Source organism: Candidatus Nanopelagicales bacterium, from assembly GCA_041393815.1.
Lineage (GTDB): Bacteria > Actinomycetota > Actinomycetes > S36-B12 > JAWKJK01 > JAWKJK01.
The window spans coordinates 122,001-139,467 of sequence record JAWKJK010000002.1; the positions used below are offsets into that span (position 1 = coordinate 122,001).

19 protein-coding genes are annotated in these 17,467 nt (G+C 73.7%); 10 read left to right on the forward strand and 9 right to left on the reverse strand.

The genetic code is table 11. The annotated features are described in order from the left end of the window. Both R2737_06040 and era read left to right on the forward strand, forming a co-directional pair. Positions 1–921, forward strand: a complete 921-nt coding sequence (locus R2737_06040; GenBank protein MEZ5115812.1) for an EamA family transporter — start codon at positions 1–3, stop codon at positions 919–921. Beyond that, complete coding sequence (gene era, locus R2737_06045) at positions 918–1,856, forward strand: GTPase Era (protein ID MEZ5115813.1); 939 nt, start codon at positions 918–920, stop codon at positions 1,854–1,856. Before R2737_06040 ends, era begins: the two co-directional genes overlap by 4 nt. Positions 1,857–1,982: 126 nt before the next feature. On the opposite strand, the gene R2737_06050 is transcribed toward era, so the two are convergent. Further along, positions 1,983–2,825, reverse strand: a complete 843-nt coding sequence (locus tag R2737_06050) for a GNAT family N-acetyltransferase (GenBank protein MEZ5115814.1) — start codon at positions 2,823–2,825, stop codon at positions 1,983–1,985. Next, positions 2,822–4,159, reverse strand: a complete 1,338-nt coding sequence (locus tag R2737_06055) for an AI-2E family transporter (GenBank protein ID MEZ5115815.1) — start codon at positions 4,157–4,159, stop codon at positions 2,822–2,824. Before R2737_06055 ends, R2737_06050 begins: the two co-directional genes overlap by 4 nt. Before the next feature lie 59 nt (positions 4,160–4,218). Here R2737_06055 and recO point away from each other — a divergent pair, with 59 nt between their 5' ends. Genes recO through R2737_06070 form a run of 3 tightly spaced genes read left to right on the forward strand, consistent with a single transcriptional unit; the run spans position 4,219 to position 6,697 of the window. Further along, entirely contained in the window at positions 4,219–4,950 is a 732-nt protein-coding gene (recO, locus tag R2737_06060; GenBank protein ID MEZ5115816.1) for a DNA repair protein RecO, read from the forward strand. Then, positions 4,947–5,789, forward strand: coding sequence for an isoprenyl transferase (locus R2737_06065; protein MEZ5115817.1), 843 nt, complete (start codon positions 4,947–4,949; stop codon positions 5,787–5,789). Before recO ends, R2737_06065 begins: the two co-directional genes overlap by 4 nt. After that, the gene (locus R2737_06070) at positions 5,786–6,697 is read left to right on the forward strand and encodes a cation diffusion facilitator family transporter (GenBank protein MEZ5115818.1); all 912 of its coding nucleotides are present in this window, start codon (positions 5,786–5,788) and stop codon (positions 6,695–6,697) included. The genes R2737_06065 and R2737_06070 overlap by 4 nt, the downstream gene beginning before the upstream one ends. A 15-nt stretch (positions 6,698–6,712) precedes the next feature. On the opposite strand, the gene R2737_06075 is transcribed toward R2737_06070, so the two are convergent. Genes R2737_06075 through R2737_06095 form a run of 5 tightly spaced genes read right to left on the reverse strand, consistent with a single transcriptional unit; the run spans position 6,713 to position 10,108 of the window. After that, the gene (locus R2737_06075; protein ID MEZ5115819.1) at positions 6,713–7,129 is read right to left on the reverse strand and encodes a Fur family transcriptional regulator; all 417 of its coding nucleotides are present in this window, start codon (positions 7,127–7,129) and stop codon (positions 6,713–6,715) included. Next, on the reverse strand, positions 7,126–7,953 hold the full coding sequence (locus tag R2737_06080) for a metal ABC transporter permease (GenBank protein MEZ5115820.1): 828 nt from the start codon (positions 7,951–7,953) through the stop codon (positions 7,126–7,128). The genes R2737_06075 and R2737_06080 overlap by 4 nt, the downstream gene beginning before the upstream one ends. Then, positions 7,953–8,744: a metal ABC transporter ATP-binding protein gene (locus tag R2737_06085; protein MEZ5115821.1), complete on the reverse strand. Its 792-nt coding sequence runs from the start codon at positions 8,742–8,744 to the stop codon at positions 7,953–7,955. Before R2737_06085 ends, R2737_06080 begins: the two co-directional genes overlap by 1 nt. Beyond that, positions 8,741–9,643, reverse strand: a complete 903-nt coding sequence (locus R2737_06090) for a metal ABC transporter substrate-binding protein (protein ID MEZ5115822.1) — start codon at positions 9,641–9,643, stop codon at positions 8,741–8,743. The genes R2737_06085 and R2737_06090 overlap by 4 nt, the downstream gene beginning before the upstream one ends. Before the next feature lie 54 nt (positions 9,644–9,697). Then, entirely contained in the window at positions 9,698–10,108 is a 411-nt protein-coding gene (locus R2737_06095; protein MEZ5115823.1) for a DUF6703 family protein, read from the reverse strand. Positions 10,109–10,146: 38 nt separating this feature from the next. Between R2737_06095 and R2737_06100 the strand changes: the two genes are divergently transcribed. Genes R2737_06100 through R2737_06115 form a run of 4 tightly spaced genes read left to right on the forward strand, consistent with a single transcriptional unit; the run spans position 10,147 to position 13,151 of the window. Next, positions 10,147–10,575: an antibiotic biosynthesis monooxygenase family protein gene (locus tag R2737_06100; protein ID MEZ5115824.1), complete on the forward strand. Its 429-nt coding sequence runs from the start codon at positions 10,147–10,149 to the stop codon at positions 10,573–10,575. Next, the gene (locus R2737_06105; protein MEZ5115825.1) at positions 10,569–11,075 is read left to right on the forward strand and encodes a phosphoribosyltransferase family protein; all 507 of its coding nucleotides are present in this window, start codon (positions 10,569–10,571) and stop codon (positions 11,073–11,075) included. Before R2737_06100 ends, R2737_06105 begins: the two co-directional genes overlap by 7 nt. Positions 11,076–11,119: 44 nt before the next feature. Next, positions 11,120–12,502 (forward strand): glycine--tRNA ligase, encoded by a 1,383-nt coding sequence (locus R2737_06110; GenBank protein MEZ5115826.1) that lies wholly within the window; start codon positions 11,120–11,122, stop codon positions 12,500–12,502. A gap of 10 nt (positions 12,503–12,512) precedes the next feature. Then, positions 12,513–13,151 carry a class I SAM-dependent methyltransferase gene (locus R2737_06115; GenBank protein MEZ5115827.1) on the forward strand — a complete coding sequence of 213 codons (639 nt, stop codon included), beginning with the start codon at positions 12,513–12,515 and terminating at the stop codon, positions 13,149–13,151. A gap of 52 nt (positions 13,152–13,203) precedes the next feature. Here R2737_06115 and R2737_06120 read toward each other — a convergent pair whose 3' ends face one another. Further along, on the reverse strand, positions 13,204–15,015 hold the full coding sequence (locus tag R2737_06120) for a bifunctional metallophosphatase/5'-nucleotidase (protein MEZ5115828.1): 1,812 nt from the start codon (positions 15,013–15,015) through the stop codon (positions 13,204–13,206). A gap of 170 nt (positions 15,016–15,185) precedes the next feature. Between R2737_06120 and R2737_06125 the strand changes: the two genes are divergently transcribed. Continuing rightward, positions 15,186–15,680: an NAD(+)--rifampin ADP-ribosyltransferase gene (locus R2737_06125; protein MEZ5115829.1), complete on the forward strand. Its 495-nt coding sequence runs from the start codon at positions 15,186–15,188 to the stop codon at positions 15,678–15,680. A gap of 42 nt (positions 15,681–15,722) precedes the next feature. Here the strand turns inward: R2737_06125 and R2737_06130 are convergent, their stop codons facing one another. Beyond that, positions 15,723–17,396 carry a DHA2 family efflux MFS transporter permease subunit gene (locus R2737_06130; GenBank protein ID MEZ5115830.1) on the reverse strand — a complete coding sequence of 558 codons (1,674 nt, stop codon included), beginning with the start codon at positions 17,394–17,396 and terminating at the stop codon, positions 15,723–15,725. Positions 17,397–17,467 lie beyond the last annotated feature (71 nt).

Genomic DNA, 17,467 nt, shown 5'->3' on the forward strand with positions numbered 1-17,467 from the left:
GTGACCCCCGAGGTCTCGTCGCCCCGGGCGGCACCGACCCGGCTCGCGGCCGCCGTGTCCGTCCTGGCCGCGGCGGTGCTGTTCGGGACGTCGGGGACGGCGCAGGCGCTGGCGGACGTGGGTGCCTGGCCGCCGGCCGTGGCTGCCGCCCGCCTGCTCCTGGGTGCCGCCGGGCTGCTGGCGATCGTCGTCTGGCTCCAGCGGGACGGGGCCGCGCTGGTCCGCCTGCTCCGGCTGCCGACGGTGTGGGCCATCGCGGTGGCGGTGGCCGCCTACCAGGCCCTCTTCTTCGTCGGCGTCGCCCGGGTCGGGGTGGCCGTGGGCACGCTGGCCAGCCTGGCGCTCGCGCCGTTCCTGGCCGGGACGCTGGGCTGGCTGGTCGGGGAGGGCGCGCCCGGCCGGGTCTGGGCGGTGTCCACCGTGGTCGCGGTCGTCGGACTGGCGCTGCTCGTGCTCGGCGACGAGGTGCCGCGCGACGGCTGGGGCGTGCTGGCGGCGCTGGGCGCCGGCGCGTCGTACGCCGTCTACACCGTCCTCGGCGCCCGGCTGGCGCGCTCCGGGCACCCGCCGACCGCGGTCCTGGCCGCCGGGTTCACGCTGGCCGCGCTCCTGCTGCTCCCGCTGCTGGTCGCCTCCGGGACCTGGTGGGCCACCCCGGGCGGGGCCGCGCTGGTGCTGTGGGTCGGCCTGGTGTCGACGACCGCCGCCTACTGGCTGTTCGGCCGCGGCCTGGCGGTGCTGCAGCCGGGGCACATCGCCACGCTGAACCTGGCCGAGCCGGTCACCGCGGCCGTCCTGGGCGTCGTGGTGCTCGGGGAGTCGCTCGGGGCCCGCGGCCTGGTTGGCTGCCTGCTCATCCTGGCCGCGCTCACGGCGCTGGGTGCGTCCGAGGGGCGCCCCGCGAGAGGATCGGCCGCGTGAGCGACCCGCACGCCGACCCCGTGGAGCACCGGTCCGGATTCGTCTGCCTGGTCGGGCGCCCCAACGTCGGTAAGTCCACGCTCACCAACGCGCTGGTGGGCCAGAAGGTGGCGATCACGTCCAGCCGGCCGCAGACCACCCGGCACACGGTGCGCGGCATCGTGCACCGGCCCGACGCGCAGCTGGTGCTGGTCGACACGCCGGGACTGCACCGCCCCCGGACCCTGCTCGGGGAGCGGCTCAACGACTTGGTCCGCACCACCTGGGCCGAGGTGGACGTCATCGGGTTCTGCGTGCCCGCCGACCAGTCGGTCGGCCCCGGCGACCGCTTCATCGCCGCGGAGCTGGCCCGCATCCCGCGCAGTCCGAAGGTCGCGGTGGTCACCAAGACCGACCTGGTGTCGCGCGACACCGTTGCCGAGCGGCTGGCCGAGGTGGCCGCGCTGGGAGACGAGACGGGGGTCGCCTGGGCCGAGGTCGTACCCGTCTCGGCGCACTCCGGGGAGCAGGTGCGGCTGCTGGAGGACCTGCTGGTGGCGCTGCTGCCGCCGGGCCCGGCGCTGTACCCCGAGGGCGAGCTCACCGACGAGCCGGAGCAGGTCATGGTCGCCGAGCTGGTGCGGGAGGCGGCCCTGGAGGGGGTCCGCGACGAGCTGCCGCACTCGATCGCGGTCGTCGTGGAGGAGATGGCACCCCGGCCGGACCGGCCCGCGGACCGCCCCCTGGTGGACATCCACGCGGTGCTGTTCGTGGAGCGCTCCAGCCAGAAGGCGATCGTGATCGGCCGCGGCGGGGAGCGCCTGAAGAAGGTCGGGACCGCCGCCCGCCGGCAGATCGAGGCGCTGCTCGGCACCCCGGTCTACCTGGACTTGCGGGTCAAGGTCGCCCCCGACTGGCAGCGCGACCCCAAGCAGCTCGGCCGCCTGGGCTTCTAGCGCGACGCACGGTCAGCCCGGCCGCCACACGCGCCGGCGCAGAAGTGAGCCGAGTGGTTGCTACCGGGACGTGATCGGGCTGGGTGACGACCGTTCGGCTCACTTCTGTGATCGGTGGCCCTTCCGTCAGCCCGGCTCGGCGGCCCCGGCGTGGCCGACCCGGGCGAAGCCGACCCGCTCGTAGACCCGCGCCACGTCGTCGTCGCCGGCGGACAGCAGCAGCAGGCCGACCCCGTGCGCGACGGCGTCCGCAGCCAGCGCGGCGACCACGGCGCCGGCCAGCCCCCGGCGCCGGTGGCTGGGCAGGGTCGCGACGCCGACGATCTCCGACGCGTCCCCGACCGGTTGGTGCGTCCCGGTGGCCACGACCCCCTCGTCGGTCTCCACCACCGCGACCACGCTCAGCCCCGAGGCCACCCGGGACCGCACGTGGTCGTCCGCCGACGGGTCCCGTACGGCGAGCCGTGCGTCCCGGTCCGCCGGGCCGGCCGGCCCGACGCCCGTGCCGGGGGCGGCGAAGCCGAGCTCGGCCACGACCTGGGCGGCGGGCAGCGCCGGATCGTCGGCGTCCAGGACCCGGACGGCGACACCGGCGACGCTGCCCCCGTCTGCGCGGCCGACACCGTCCGGCGCGACCAGCAGCGGGTGCAGCACCACGCGCAGCCCGGCGTCCGCGAGCAGGTCGCCCAGCGCCGGGGTGCGCTCGTGCACCCACTCGAACGACTCGGGCAGGTCGTGCGCCCGCAGGTACGCCAGCGCCGACGCGACGTCGTCCGCCGTCGGCGCCGGGTGGTCCCGGCGCGGGCGGGCGTAGAACGGCCAGGGCGACCCCTCCGCGACGAACACCCGGAACGCCGCGACGTCGACCGCCCGGGCGGACGACCGCGGTGCGGCGTCGAGGTAGGCGTCCACGGCGTCCAGCAGGTCGTCCGGCGGCCCGCCCCGGGATCGCCCGCGGGTCGCGCTCACCCGGTGGGCGGGGCGGCGTCGCTCCGCCCACCGCCGCGCTGCTCGCCGCCGTCGCGCGTCCGCGCCCCGTCCCTGCGCGTCGGGGCCGCGTGCTCGGACAGCTCCGGCACCAGCTCGTAGCGCTGGCCGTAGGTGTCGACGACCGCGATGATGGCGGCGGCCAGCGGGATGCCGATGATCGCCCCGATCGGGCCGAAGAAGGCCGCGCCGATGAACACCGACGCCAGGGCGAGGGCCGGATGGATGTCCATGGTCGCGCGGCTGACCTTGGGGGTGAACACGTAGTTCTCGACCTGCTGGTACACGGTGGCGAACAGAACGATCCACAGCACGTCCAGCGGGTCGTCGAAGGCCGCGAACACGGCCGGGATCGCGACCCCGATGTAGGTCCCGATGGTCGGGATGAACTGGCTGACGATGCCCGCGAACACGCCCATCGGCAGCCAGTACGGGATGTTGATGACCGCGAAGAACACCGAGTGGAAGAACGCCGACAGCGTCGCCAGGATCACCTTCGAGACCACGAAGCCGCCGGTCTTCTCGATCGCGATGTCCCACACGGTGACGAAGACCCGCTGGCGGGCCGGAGGCAGCCACGACCCGATCGTGCGGCGCAGCCGGGGACCGTCCGCGGCGATGTAGAACGAGAACACCAGCACGGTCAACGTGTCGAACAGGACGCCCACCAGCGACCCGACGATGCCGAACACCCCGCCCGCGAGGTTGCTGGCGATCCCGGTGATCTCCCCGGCGGTGAGGTTGAGCCGATCGGTGATCTCGTTGGGGTCCAGGTTGAGGCTGAAGGTGGAGTTCAGCCAGGCGACGATGTCGACCACCAGGGTCGGCAGGGCCTGCACCAGGCCGGCCAGCTGGGTGAAGAACAGCCCGCCGAACAGGCCCAGCAGCGCGACGACCGCCAGCACCAGCCCGAGCAGGGTGACGCCGGTGCCGAACCCGCGGCGGAACCCGCGGCGGGCGAAGAAGGACACCGAGGGCTCCATCGCGATGGCGAGCAGCCAGGCGAGCAGGATCAGGAACAGGAAGTGGCCCACCGACTCGAACGCCCAGGTGGCGAACTGCAGCGCGACGAACAGCAGCAGCACCAGCACCACGGCCCGGCGCAGTCGCTTCGGCTCGAAGGCGACGTACTGCAGCGAGCTCGAGGGGGTGAGCTCGGGCTCCTCGGGCTCCGTGGCGGCCGGGGGGAGGGACGTCTCCAGCGCCAGGTCGTCCGGGTCGCGGCGGACCAGTCCGGACAGGGGCAGGTGGAAGCGCTGGCCGCCACCCTCGTGGCCGGCCTGTTGCCCGCCGTCGGGCTCCGTCCGCTTCGACATGCCGCCTCCCGGGGGCGACGGTACCCCCGGGCGTCGGCCCGCAGTGCGACGATGTCCCGGTGCCGCTCTACCGGGACGAGGCCGTCGTGCTGCGCACGCAGAAGCTGGGCGAGGCCGACCGCATCGTCACCCTGCTGACGCGCGGACGCGGCCGGGTCCGCGCGGTGGCCAAGGGGGTGCGGCGCACCTCCAGCCGCTTCGGCGCCCGGCTGGAACCGTTCGGCCACGTCGACGTGCAGTGCTACGAGGGCCGGTCGCTGGACACCGTGACGCAGGCGGAGTCCCTCGCCGCGTACGGGGCTGTGCTGTCGACCGACTACACCCGGTGGACCGCGGGCACGGCGATGCTGGAGACCGCGGAGCGGCTCACCCCGGAGGAGGGGGAGCCGGCGGTCCAGCAGTACCTCCTGCTCGTGGGCGGGCTGCGCGCGCTGGTCGCTGACGAGCACGACGCCGGCCTGGTGCTCGACGCCTACCTGCTGCGCTCCCTGGCGGTCGCGGGCTGGTCCCCGTCGTTCGAGGAGTGCGCCCGCTGCGGCGCCCCGGGCCCGCACCGGTCGTTCTCGGTCTCCTCCGGCGGCGCGGTGTGCCCCGACTGTCGGGTCCCCGGGTCGGCGACGCCGTCGCCGTCGACGCTGGCCCTGCTGGGGGCGCTGCTGTCCGGTGACTGGGCGGTGGCCGACGCCAGCGACCCGCGGGACCGGCGGCAGGGCAGCGGCCTGGTCGCGGCCTACCTGCAGTGGCACCTCGAGCGCGGGCTGCGCTCCCTGCCGCTGGTGGAGCGGGCGTGAGCCGCCGCGCCGAGCGGGCGGCCCGCGCCGCGGCCGACAAGGCCACCGGCCGGACCGCTCCGGTCCGGCAGCCGACACCCCACCCCACCGGGGCGCGTCCGCCCGTGATCCCCGCGGACCTGGTGCCGCGGCACGTCGCCCTGGTGATGGACGGCAACGGCCGGTGGGCGAAGCAGCGCGGGCTGCCGCGCACCGCGGGCCACGAGGCGGGGGAGGCGAGCCTGCTCGACTGCGTGCACGGGGCGATCGAGCTCGGCGTCGGCTGGCTGTCGGCCTACGCCTTCTCCACCGAGAACTGGAAACGCTCCCCGGACGAGGTCCGCTTCCTGATGGGGTTCAACCGGGACGTGATCCGCAGGCGGCGCGACGAGATGAACGAGCTCGGGGTCCGGATCCGCTGGGCCGGCCGGCGCCCCCGGCTGTGGAAGTCGGTCATCGAGGAGCTCGAGGTCGCCGAGCGGATGACCCGGCACAACGACGTGCTCACCCTGACCATGTGCGTCAACTACGGCGGCCGGGCCGAGATTGCCGACGCCGCAGCGGCTATCGCACGCGGGGTGCGCGACGGCCGGATCGACCCCGACCGGGTGGACGAGCGCACCCTGGCCCGCCACCTCGACGAGCCGGGCATGCCCGACGTCGACCTGTTCGTCCGGTCCTCCGGCGAGCAACGCATCAGCAACTTCCTGCTCTGGCAGGTTGCGTACGCGGAGCTCGTCTTCCTCGACACGCTCTGGCCCGACTTCGACCGTCGGCACCTGTGGCACGCCTGCGAGCTGTACGCCTCGCGCGACCGTCGCTACGGGGGTGCCCAGCCCAACCCGGAGCCGGGCGCGTGACGGGCGGTCACGCCCACGGGGCGACGGGCCTGCGCAACCGGCGCCGGCTGCTGGTCGCGCTGCTGCTGGGCCTCGTCGTGCTGGCGGCGGAGGTCGTCGGCGCGTGGCTCACCGGGAGCCTGGCGCTGCTCGCGGACGCCGGCCACGTGGTCACCGACGTCGCCGGCGTCGCGCTGGCCCTGGCGGCCGTCACCTACGCGCAGCGCCCGCCCACGCCGACGCGGACGTTCGGGACGCTGCGCGCGGAGGTGCTCGCCGCGGCTGTCAACGGCCTGGTGCTGCTGGGCGTCGCCACGTACGTCGTGGTCGAGGCGATCCGGCGCTGGAACGAGGAGGACGCCGTCGACGGCGGCCTGATGCTCGTGTTCGGCGTGATCGGGCTGGTCGCGAACGCGCTCGCGCTCGCGGTGCTGTCCCGGGGGGCCCGGGAGAGCCTCAACGTGCGGGGGGCCTACCTGGAGGTGCTCGGCGACCTGCTCGGCTCGATCGCGGTGATCGTGGCCGCGGTCGTGATCGCGGTGACCGGGTGGGACCGGGCCGACGTCGTGGCCTCCCTGGCGATCGCGGCGCTGATGGTGCCGCGCACCCTGTCGCTGCTGCGCGACGTGGTGCACGTGCTGCTGGAGGGCACGCCCCGCGGGGTGGACCTGGCCGAGGTGCGCCGGCACATCACCGAGGTCGAGGGGGTCCGGGACGTGCACGAGCTGCACGCCTGGACCATCACCAGCGGGGTGCCGGTGCTGTCCGCGCACGTGGTCGTCGACGACGAGGTGTTCGCCAGCGGGGGCACCGGGCCGCTGCTGGACCGCCTGACCGAGTGCCTGGGCGGCTGCTTCGAGGTCGACCACTGCACGTTCCAGCTCGAACCGGCCGAGCACGCCCGGCACGAGGACGCCGACCACGCCTGAGGCGCCATCGGCCCGTCAGCGGGAGCAGGCCGCGCAGCGGCCGAAGATCTCCAGGGTGTGGCTGATGTCGGTGTAGCCGTACTCCGCGGCCATCTGCGCGGCCCAGCGCTCGACCCCCGCACCCGAGACCTCCACGGTGGCACCGCACTCCCGGCAGACCAGGTGGTGGTGGTGGCCCGAGCTGCATCGGCGGTAGCGCGCCTCGCCGTCGTCAGCGAGCAGCACGTCGACCTCGCCGGAGTCGGCCAGCGCCTGCAGGGTGCGGTAGACCGTGGTGAGCCCGACGTTGTCCCCGCGCTGGCGGAGCAGGTCGTGCAGCTCCTGCGCCGAGCGGAAGTCCGCGACCTCGTCGAGCAGTGCGGCGACCGCGACGCGCTGCCGGGTGGCGCGGCGACCAGGGACGGCGCCGGCGGTGATTCCTGCTCCGCTCACGTCGGTACCGCCCGCCGGCGCCGACGCAGCGGGACCGCGACGGCAGCACACACCCCGAACAGCGCCAGCGCGAGGATCACGATGCTCGGGCCCGGGGGGACGTCGAGGTAGTAGGACCCGACCAGGCCGGACACCGCGGCCAGGACACCGACGACGACCCCGACGACCATGGTGGCCCGGAAGGACCTGGTCAGCTGCTGCGCCGCCGCGATCGGGACGATCATGATGGCGCTCACCAGCAGCAGCCCCACGGTGCGCATGCCGATCACGACGGTGATCGCCGCCAGGACCGTGAGCAGCATGCTCATCCGGGTGGTGCGCACGCCCTGGACCCGCGCCACGTCCGGGTCCAGCGACATCGCGAAGATCTCGCGGCCGAAGACCGCCAGCGTGACCAGGACGATCGCGGCGACGGCCCCCAGCGCGACCAGGTCCTCCGGCGCGACCGTCGACAGCGACCCGAACAGGTACTGGTTCAGCGCGGTCGACGTACCCGCCGACGACAGCGACGTGAACAGCACGCCACCGGCGATGCCGCCGTAGAAGATCAGCGCGAGTGCCAGGTCGCCGGCGGTGCGGCTGCGGGCCCGGATGATCTCGATGACGACCGCTCCCGCCGCGGCGGTGACCAGCGCGGTCGGGACCGGCGCGGTGCCGAGCAGGAACGCCAGGCCCACGCCGGTGAGGGCCACGTGCCCCATGCCGTCGCCGAGCAGCGCCAGCCGGCGCTGCACCAGGAACACCCCGATCAGCGGGGCCACCAGCCCCACGACCGCGGCCGCCGCCAGCGCCCGGCGCATGAAGTCGAAGTCGAGCAGGTCCATCAGGCCTCCATCAGGCCCAGCGGCGGCTCGGGGTTGACCGGGACGTCCGCGTCGTCGTGGTGGACCACGTGGTCGTGCAGGGCCCGGGCGGGCGGCGGCGGCGGTCCGTCGTAGACCACCGACCCGTGCTGCCCGTGGCCGAGGACCACGACCCGGGTGGCCAGGTCGGCGATCGGGCCGAGCTCGTGCGTGACCAGGACGATCGTGCGCCCCTGCTGCTCGAGCTCGGCGAGGGTACGGGCGAGCCGGGCCTGGCTCTCCGCGTCCACCCCGGCGGTCGGCTCGTCCAGCACCAGGGTCTGCGCGTCGACCGCGAGCGCGCCGGCGATCATGACCCGGCGCTGCTGGCCCCCGGACAGGGTGTCCAGGCGTTCGTGCCGCCGGTCCCACAGCCCGACGGCCTCCAGCGCCTCACGGGCCGCGGCGTGGGCCGCGGCCAACCCGGGGCGGAAGCGCCGCCGCGGGCTGACCCGGGCGGCGAGGACGGTCTCGAGGACCGACACCGGGACGGTCCCGGTGGCCGCGAGCCGCTGCGGGACGTACGCGAGCAGGTCCCAGTCGCGGAACCGCGACGCCGGCTGGCCGTAGATCTCCAGCCGACCGTGGCTGATCGGCTCCAGGCCGAGCAGGGCGCGCACCAGCGTCGTCTTGCCGGTGCCGTTCTCGCCCAGCACGGCGACGAACTCGCCCGGCTCGATGACGAGATCCACCTCGTCGACGACGCAGACGCCGTCGTAGTCGACGCAGCCGCGGTGCAGCGCGAAGGGCGGGGTGGTGGGGGAGGGGGTCATGTGCACCGCTGCCCGGTGCGCACCGTGTCGAGGTTGGTGCGCATCACCGACAGGTAGTCCTGGTCGGAGCCGGGCGCCAGTCCCTCCAGTGGGTCGAGGACGGCGGTGGTCGCGCCGGCCTCGTCCGCGACGGTCTGCGCGACCTGCGGGTCGACCAGGGTCTCGAAGTAGACGGTCGTGACGCCGTTGTCCCGGACGAAGCGGGCGATCTCGGCGACCTGCTGCGGCGACGGCTCCGCCTCCGGCGAGATGCCCGAGATGCCGACCTGGGTGAGGTCGTAGCGGTCGGCCAGGTAGCCGAACGCCTCGTGCGAGACGACGAGGTCACGGTTCTCGCAGGTGGCGGTCCCCTGGGCCCACTCCTGGTCCAGCGCGGTCATGTCCGCGGACAGCGAGGCGGCCCCGTCCGCGAACGCCCCGGCTCCCGTCGCGTCCAGCGTGCTCAGGCGCTCCGCCACCGACTCGCCGATGGCGGCCATGTTCAACGGGTTCAGCCACACATGCGGGTCTCCCGGCAGCAGGGTGAGCCCCTCGGTGACGTCCAGCGAGGTGTCCGGCGCCTGCTGGGCGACCGCCTCGTCGACGGCGGGCTGGAAGCCCGGGAGGTAGAGCACCAGGTCGGCGTCGGCGACCTGGGCGACCTGCTGGGCGGTGAGCTCGAGGTCGTGCGGCTCGGCGCCCGCCGGGGTCAGGCCGGTGACCGTCACGCGGTCCCCGCCGACCCGCTGCGCGGCGTACTCCAGCGGGTAGAACGCGGCGACGACGGACACGGTGCTGCCGGCGGCGGCATCCGCGGAGGAGGACGGCTCGCCGGAGGCCGGGCCGTCCGCCGCGCTCGAGCAGCCGGCCAGGCCCAGCGCGACGACGAAGAGGGCAGCGAGTGTGGAACGGGGGCGCATGCCCCGCAGTCTAGCCCTTGTTGAAAATGATTGTCGATTCCAGTTCGGCGCGGGCTACATCCGGCCGAGGAACTTCAGCACCGCGATCCCCACGACCATGCCCACGACGACGACGCGCAGGACCCGCGAGCTGGTGGTGAGCACCGGCCAGGACAGCGCCAGCAGCCAGCCCAGGAACGCCGCGGTGACCAGCAGGAAGAGCCCGCCGAGCCAGGCCAGCGGCCCGGTCAGCACCAGGCCGGCGAACAGGAACAGCCCCATCGCGATGATGACCAGCCAGGTCGGCATGCGGCGCAGCCGCAGCAGCCACGGCCGGCTGGCGTCCTCGAACCGGGCCCGGCCCGGGGTGACCGTGCGGCCGCCGTACCGGGCCGGGTTCGGCGGCCCCACCGGCGGCGGGCCGCCGGGCCCGCGCACGCCGGACCGGCCGGTCTGCTTCGGGCGCTTCGGCTCGGACTGGGCCATCGGTGCTCCCGGGGTCGGGGATCGGGCGGAGGGATAGCGTGGCCCCCCATGGTGGCATCCCCGTCGCGGAGGCACCGCCGGTGCTCGTGCTGACCCGCTACTCCGTGCCGGCGTCGGGGGCCGCGGAGTTCCTCGCGGCGGCCCACCGTGCCCTCGACGCGCTCGGCGCCCAGCGCGGGTTCCGCGGCGGCTGGGTGGGCCGGTCCGCCGACGACCCCGACCTGTTCACCCTGACCACCCGCTGGGACGACGTGGGCTCCTACCGCCGGGCGCTGTCCGCGTACGAGGTCAAGCTGGTCGGCGTCCCGCTGCTGTCCCGCGCGCTGGACGAGCCGACCGCGTACGAGGTGCTCGTCGACCACGACGGCACCGCGTCGGTGACCGCGCCGAGCTCCCGCGCCGCGGACGCCGACACGGTGTCCCTCGGCCACGCCGCCGCCCCCGACGTGGAGAGCGGACCGTGGTAACCGCGGGGACGGGCCGGTTCGCGGACCTGGCCGACGGCGGGCGCGCGCTCGTGCCGCTCACGCAGCGGTTCGCAGCGGATCCCGCCGTGGTCGTCCTGGCGGTCCTGCCCAACGGCGTCCCGGCGGCGGTGGAGGTGGCCCGCGCGCTGGGCGCGCCGCTGCTCGGCGCCGACATGTACCGGCCGGACGGTGGCGAGCCGACCGTGACGCTCCCCGACGGGCTGGCGGGCCGCACCGTCCTGGTCGTCGACGACGCGGTGGAGACAGGCACCGCGGCCCGGCTCGTCGGCCGGGCGGTCAAGGGCGCCGGCGCCGGTCGCAGCGTGCTCGCCGTCCCCGTCTGTCCCCGCCAGGAGGAGGCGACCCTGGCACTGCTGTACGACGAGGTCGTCGCCGCCGTCAGGCCGCTGGCCCGGCGGTCCCTCACCTGGCACTACGAGGCGTTCGAGCCCCTCACGCCGGAGCAGGCCCGCGCGGAGCTGGAGGCCTACCCGGGTTAGGGTGTGCGCTCGTCCGCCGACACCCAGCCGGAGTGGAGGGCCACGTGGCCGCCGATCGGGTCGATTCCGTCGTCAACCTCTGCAAGCGCAGGGGATTCGTCTTCCCCTCCAGCGAGATCTACGGGGGCACCCGGTCCGCCTGGGACTACGGGCCGCACGGCGTGGAGCTCAAGGAGAACGTCCGTCGCCAGTGGTGGCAGGCCGTCGTGCGCGGCCGCGACGACGTCGTCGGCATCGACTCCTCGGTCATCCTGGCGCCACAGGTCTGGACGGCATCGGGGCACGTGGACGCCTTCGTCGACCCGCTGACCGAGTGCAAGAAGTGCCACAAGCGCTGGCGCGCGGATCAGCTGCTCGAGGCGTACGAGGAGAAGCACGGCCGACCCCCCGAGCACGGGCTGGGCGACGTCGTGTGCACCAACTGCGGGACCAAGGGCGAGTTCACCGAGCCCCGCGACTTCAACGGGATGCTGCGCACCATGGTCGGGCCGGTGGAGGACGCCGGCGCGGTGCACTACCTGCGGCCGGAGACCGCGCAGGGCATCTTCGTCAACTACCTCAACGTGATGAACGCGTCGCGGAAGAAGCCGCCGTTCGGCATCGGGCAGACCGGCAAGTCGTTCCGCAACGAGATCACCCCGGGCAACTTCATCTTCCGCACCCGCGAGTTCGAGCAGATGGAGATGGAGTTCTTCGTCCAGCCCGGCACCGACGAGGAGTGGCACGAGTACTGGCTGCAGCAGCGCTGGGACTGGTACGTCGACCTCGGCCTCGACCCCGACAACATGCGCTTCTTCGAGCACCCGAAGGAGAAGCTGTCGCACTACTCCAAGCGGACCGTGGACATCGAGTACCGGTTCCGCTTCGCCGGCTCGGAGTGGGCCGAGCTGGAGGGGATCGCCAACCGCACCGACTTCGACCTGACCACGCACGGCCAGCACTCCGGCGTGGACCTGTCGTACTTCGACCAGGAGTCCGGCGAGCGCTGGGTCCCCTACGTCATCGAGCCGGCCGCGGGCCTGACCCGCGCGGTGCTGGCGTTCCTGCTCGACGCGTACGACGAGGACGAGGCCCCCAACGCCAAGGGCGGCATCGACAAGCGCACGGTGCTCCGTCTGGATCCGCGGCTGGCGCCGGTGAAGGCGGCCGTGCTCCCGCTGTCGCGCAACGCCGACCTGTCCCCGGTCGCGCGGGACTTGGCGGCGACCCTGCGGCGGCGCTGGAACGTCGACTTCGACGACGCGGGGGCCATCGGCCGCCGCTACCGCCGGAACGACGAGATCGGCACGCCGTTCTGCGTCACCGTCGACTTCGACTCGCTGGAGGACCGGGCGGTGACCGTCCGCGAGCGCGACTCGATGGCGCAGGAGCGGATCGGGATGGACGCGCTCGAGGGCTGGCTGGCGTCCCGGCTGCCCTCCTGCTGAGGACGAGCCGGTGCCCGTCCACGCGCACGACCACCCGGTCTTCAGCCGGGTGTACGGCGTCGTCGCCGCTGTCGGCGAGCGCACCGGCCTGGGCGAACTGCGGGCCAGGGTGCTCGCGCCCGCGCACGGCCGGCTGCTCATCGTCGGGCTGGGACCCGGCCACGACCTGGAGCACCTGCCGCCCGCGGTGACCTCGGTCGTCGCCGTCGAGCCGTCGGAGCCGATGCGGCACGCCGCTCGGCACCGGGTCGAGCAGATCGTGGCTGGCGGCGTCGAGGTCGAGGTCGTCGACGCCCTCGGCGAGGCGCTCCCGTTGGAGGACGACTCGGTCGACTCGGTGCTGTTCGCCTACGTGCTGTGCACGATCGAGGACCCCGCCGCCGCGCTCGCCGAGGCCCGCCGGGTGCTGCGGCCCGGCGGCGTCGTGTGCGTACTCGAGCACGTGCGGGCCCAGCAGCCGCGGTCGTTCACCGGGGTGCTGCAGCGTGGCGTCCGCCCCGTCTGGCCGCGGCTCACCGGTGGCTGCCACGCCGACCGCGACACCCGGGCCGCGTTCGTCGCCGCCGGCTACGACGTCGAGGGCCTGCGCGACGTGACGATGCTCAACATCCCCCCGGTGACCCCCACGCTCATCGGCACCGCCCGCTGAACGCGCAGGACGCCCCGGGGCCGAGGCCCCGGGGCGTCCTTGTCGTCCTGTGTCAGCCGACCTCGGTGACCCGGTCGGTCGAGGGCGGTGACACCGGGCTGTAGGCGCCGAAGTAGTTGATCAGCGCCTGCAGGTCGTTGCCACCGTCGAGCCGTGCGCCGGTGACGTCGCCGAACGTGGTGAAGTTGTCACCGCCGTCGGCCAGGAAGTTGTTCACCGTGACCTGGTAGGTCGTGGCGCTGTCGAGCGCCTTGCCGTCCAGCTTCACGTTGGTGACGCTCACCGCGGTGCAGTCGCCGTCGGTGATGGTCTTGGACAGCGTGTACGTGAAGCCCTCGGACACCCCGAGGTGCAGGAACGGACGGCTCGAGCCGGCCGGCTGGCACTGCTCCTCCAGCACCTTCACGATCTGCGCCCCGGTCATGCCCATGGTGACGAGCGTGTTGCCGAACGGCTGGAACGTGAACGCCTCGCCGAAGGTCACCACGCCGTCACCCTCGCCGTCCTCGGACGACGCGTACGTCAGGTCCGAGCGCACGCCGCCGGGGTTCATGAACGCGACCTGCGCGCCCGCCGCGGACGTGGCCCACAGCTGGGCGTCGGCGACCAGGTTGCCCGCGGCCGACTCCACGCCGCGGTCCGACCCCGGCGGGTCGCCGCCGCGGTCGATGTCGGCGGTGATGCTGCCGACCGGCTTGGTCCCGGCCTCGTCGTACAGCGGCTTCCACTTGTCGATGATCCGCAGGATGGCCGGGTCGGGCTGCACCGCGCCCGCGACCGTGCCCTCCTCCGAGGGCTGCAGCACCGCGTGGTTGGTGGCCGTGCTCAGCTTGCGGCGGACGTCGCCGGTGTTCTTGTCCAGCACCAGGTTGATCTCGGAGACGACCTTGCCGTACGAGTAGGCGCTGGTCACGATGCGCGGGTTGCCCGCCGGGTCCTTCAGCTTGCACTTGTACGGCAGGTGGGTGTGGCCGGTGATCAGGGCGTCGATCTCGGGATCGAGCGCCTTGTTGATGTCGACGACCGGGCCGGTGATGCCGACGCAGGCGTTGATGTTCCCGGGCGGCGGGGTCTGGGAGGCGCCCTCGTGCAGCAGCACGACGATCGTCTCCACGCCCTTCTTCTTCAGGATCGGCACCAGCCGGTTGGCGGTGCGCGCCTCGTCGCGGAAGTCCCAGCCCTTGATGCCCGCAGCCGCGACGAGCGTGTCGGTGGCCTCCAGCGTCATGCCGATGAAGCCGACCTTGACGCCGGCGACGTCGGTGATCCAGTACGGGGGCAGCGGGGTCTTGCCGGTGGACTCCGACACCACGTTGGCCGCCAGCCACTGGAAGTCGGCGCCCGCGTACGGCTGGTCCGGGAAGTAGCAGCCGTCGACCGGGTGGCAGCCACCGCGCTGCATGCGCAGCAGCTCGGTGACGCCCTCGTCGAACTCGTGGTTGCCCACGCTGGAGACGACGAGGCCCATGGCGTTGAGCGACTCCACGGACGGCTCGTCGTGGAAGAGGCCCGAGAAGGCCGGGGAGCCGCCGATCAGGTCGCCGGCAGCGACGGTGAGGCTGTACTTCTTGCCCTGGCGCAGCTGCTTGAGCTTCGTCGACAGGTACGCGCCGCCGCCCGCCGCCTGGTCGCCGATGGTGCCGGAGTCGGTCGCCTCGACGTGGCCGTGGTAGTCGTTGAACGCCAGCAGCTGCAGGTTCACCAGCTTGGGCTTCGGCTTCGGCACGGGGGTCGGGTCGGTGACGTCACCGGCGCTGGCGGGGGAGCCGGCCCACAGGGTGGCGGTCGCTGCCAGCCCCAGGGCGGCCATCCCGGCCACCAGTCGTCCCCGTCGTGGTCTGCGTGTCGGCGCGTGGTCGCGCATGGGCACTCCCTCAGGTGTAGGCGCTGCCGAGGAGGTCTAGCAGCCCCGGGCGGGGGCCGACCCCTGGTTTGGCCGGATCCCAGGGGAATCCCGGGGGTGACCTAGGCCACTGCCGCCGGCGGAGCCTCGACCTCGGTCGCCGCCGTCAGTCGCGCGCGCATACTCGGCCCATGAACGACCCGAACCGACCACGCGACCTCGCGCACGTCCCGGACAGCGTCGCCGCCGCCATCACGGCACCCTCCGGTGCCACCGCCGTCTCCGATCCCGGACCGTTCTTCCACGGCACCAGTCGCCCACTCGCCCCGGGCACCCACCTCACTGCGGGCCACCCGTCGAACTACCGTCCCGACACGCTGATGAACCACATCTACTTCACCGCACTGGTGGACGGTGCGGGTCTGGCCGCCGAGATCGCCGTCCTGCTCACCGGTAACCCCACCGCTCACGTCTACCGGGTCGAACCGACCGGCGAGTACGAGAACGACCCCAACGTCACCGACAAGAAGTTCCCGGGGAACCCCACCCGCTCGTACCGGTCCACCGCGCCGCTCCTGATCGTCGAGGAGGTCCACGACTGGGCGCGCCTCACCGACGAGCAACGCGACTCCTGGCGGGAACGCCTCGCGGCCATGACGGCCGGCAACGCCCCGATCATCAACTGACCGGGTGCGTCGTGCGTCCGTCCCGCGCCGCGACTCACCCCGTCAGACCGGGTCCGCCTGGTGTCGCTCCCCGTGCGGGTGCGGCGGCTCGTAGCCCTCGTCCTCGCGCCGGGCGGCGTTCGCGGGCAGCAGGAAGCTGGTGCCCAGCCCGGCGGTGACGAACGCGGCCGCCACCCAGGCGACCATCCGGGTCGCATCCGCATAGCCCTCGGACGCCCCCTCGACCAGGACCTCGCCGTTGGGCGCCGCTGCCAGCGACGGGATGACCGTGCCTGCGGACGCCCGGACGGCTTCGGTCACCTGCTCGGCCTGCGCGGTCTGGACCCCGCGGTCCTCCAGCTGGCCGGTGATCGACCCCATCCCGATGAGCAGGGTGGTGCCCAGCACCGCCGTGCCGATCGCCGCCCCGACCTGGCGGGAGGTGGACTGGACGGCCGACGCCTGGCCGGACTCAGCGACCGGGATCTCGGCCAGGATCACGCCGGTGAGCTGGGCGGTGGCGAAGCCGACGCCCGCGCCGTAGAGGAACAGCCACGGTGCCAGTGCCCAGCCGGTGACCGACGTCGAGATCACCAGGCCGAGGCCGAGGATGCCGATCGCCTCCAGCCCCATGCCGATCTGCAGGACCCGCACGGGGCCGATCCGCTGTGCCAGGCCGGCGCCCGCCCCGGACGCGGTGAAGGACCCGAGCGCCAGTGCGAGCAGGATCACGCCGGTGTCGAACGCGGAGTAGCCGCGCACGGTCTGCAGGAACAGCGGCAGCGCGAACAGCAGGCCGAACTCGCCGAGGCTGACGACCAGCGCCACCACGTTGCCGGCTCCGAACGTGCGGATGCGGAACAGCCGCAGGTCGACCACCACCACCTGGTCGGCGGCGATGCGTCGTTGCTCGACCAGCAGGAACGCGGCGAGCAGCGCGAGGCCCACGACAGCGGCCACCAGAACCGGGGACACCGACCACGTCCACGTCACCGGGCCGGCCTCGAACGGCGCCTGCAGCACCACCCAGCCGTAGCGCTGCCCCTCGATCAGGGCGAACACCACGCCGAGCAGACCGAAGGTCGCGAGCAGCGTGCCGGGCACGTCCACGCCTCGTCGTCCGCCGGGCTCCCGGGTCTCCGGGACGATCAGCAGCACCGCGACGAAGACCGCGATCCCGATCGGCACGTTGATGAGGAACGCCCAGTGCCACGACGCGTTCTCGGTCAGCCAGCCCCCGACCAGCGGGCCGAGGGCGGCCATCCCGCCGATGGTGGCGCCCCACGCGGCGAAGGCCACGGCGCGCGCCTTGCCCACGAAGACCGCGTTCAGCACCGACAGCGACGACGGCAGGATCATGGCCGCGCCGAGCCCCTGCAGGGCGCGCGCGCCAATGAGGGCGGTGCCGCTGCCGGACGCCGCGACCAGCACGCTGGCGACGACGAACACCGCGACGCCGCCGAGGAACATCAGCCGGCGCCCGAACAGGTCCGCGAGCCGCCCCGACACCAGCAGCAGCGAGGCGAACACCAGCGCGTACGCGGCGTTGACCCACTCCGCGTCGGTCGTGGTGAGCCCGAGGTCCTTGACGATGGTCGGGATCGCGACGTTGACGACCGTGGCGTCGAGGATGATCATCGCGACGCCGAGCGAGAGGAACGCGAGGGCGACCCAGCGGCGGCGGCCGGTCAGGACGGTGGCGGCGTACGAGGGGCCGCCGGAGGTCGGTGTGGTCACGGGCGCCGATTCTGGCCCGTCACCGTAGGCGGCCGCGCGCGGGGGACCAGGACCGGGGGATACCGGACAAT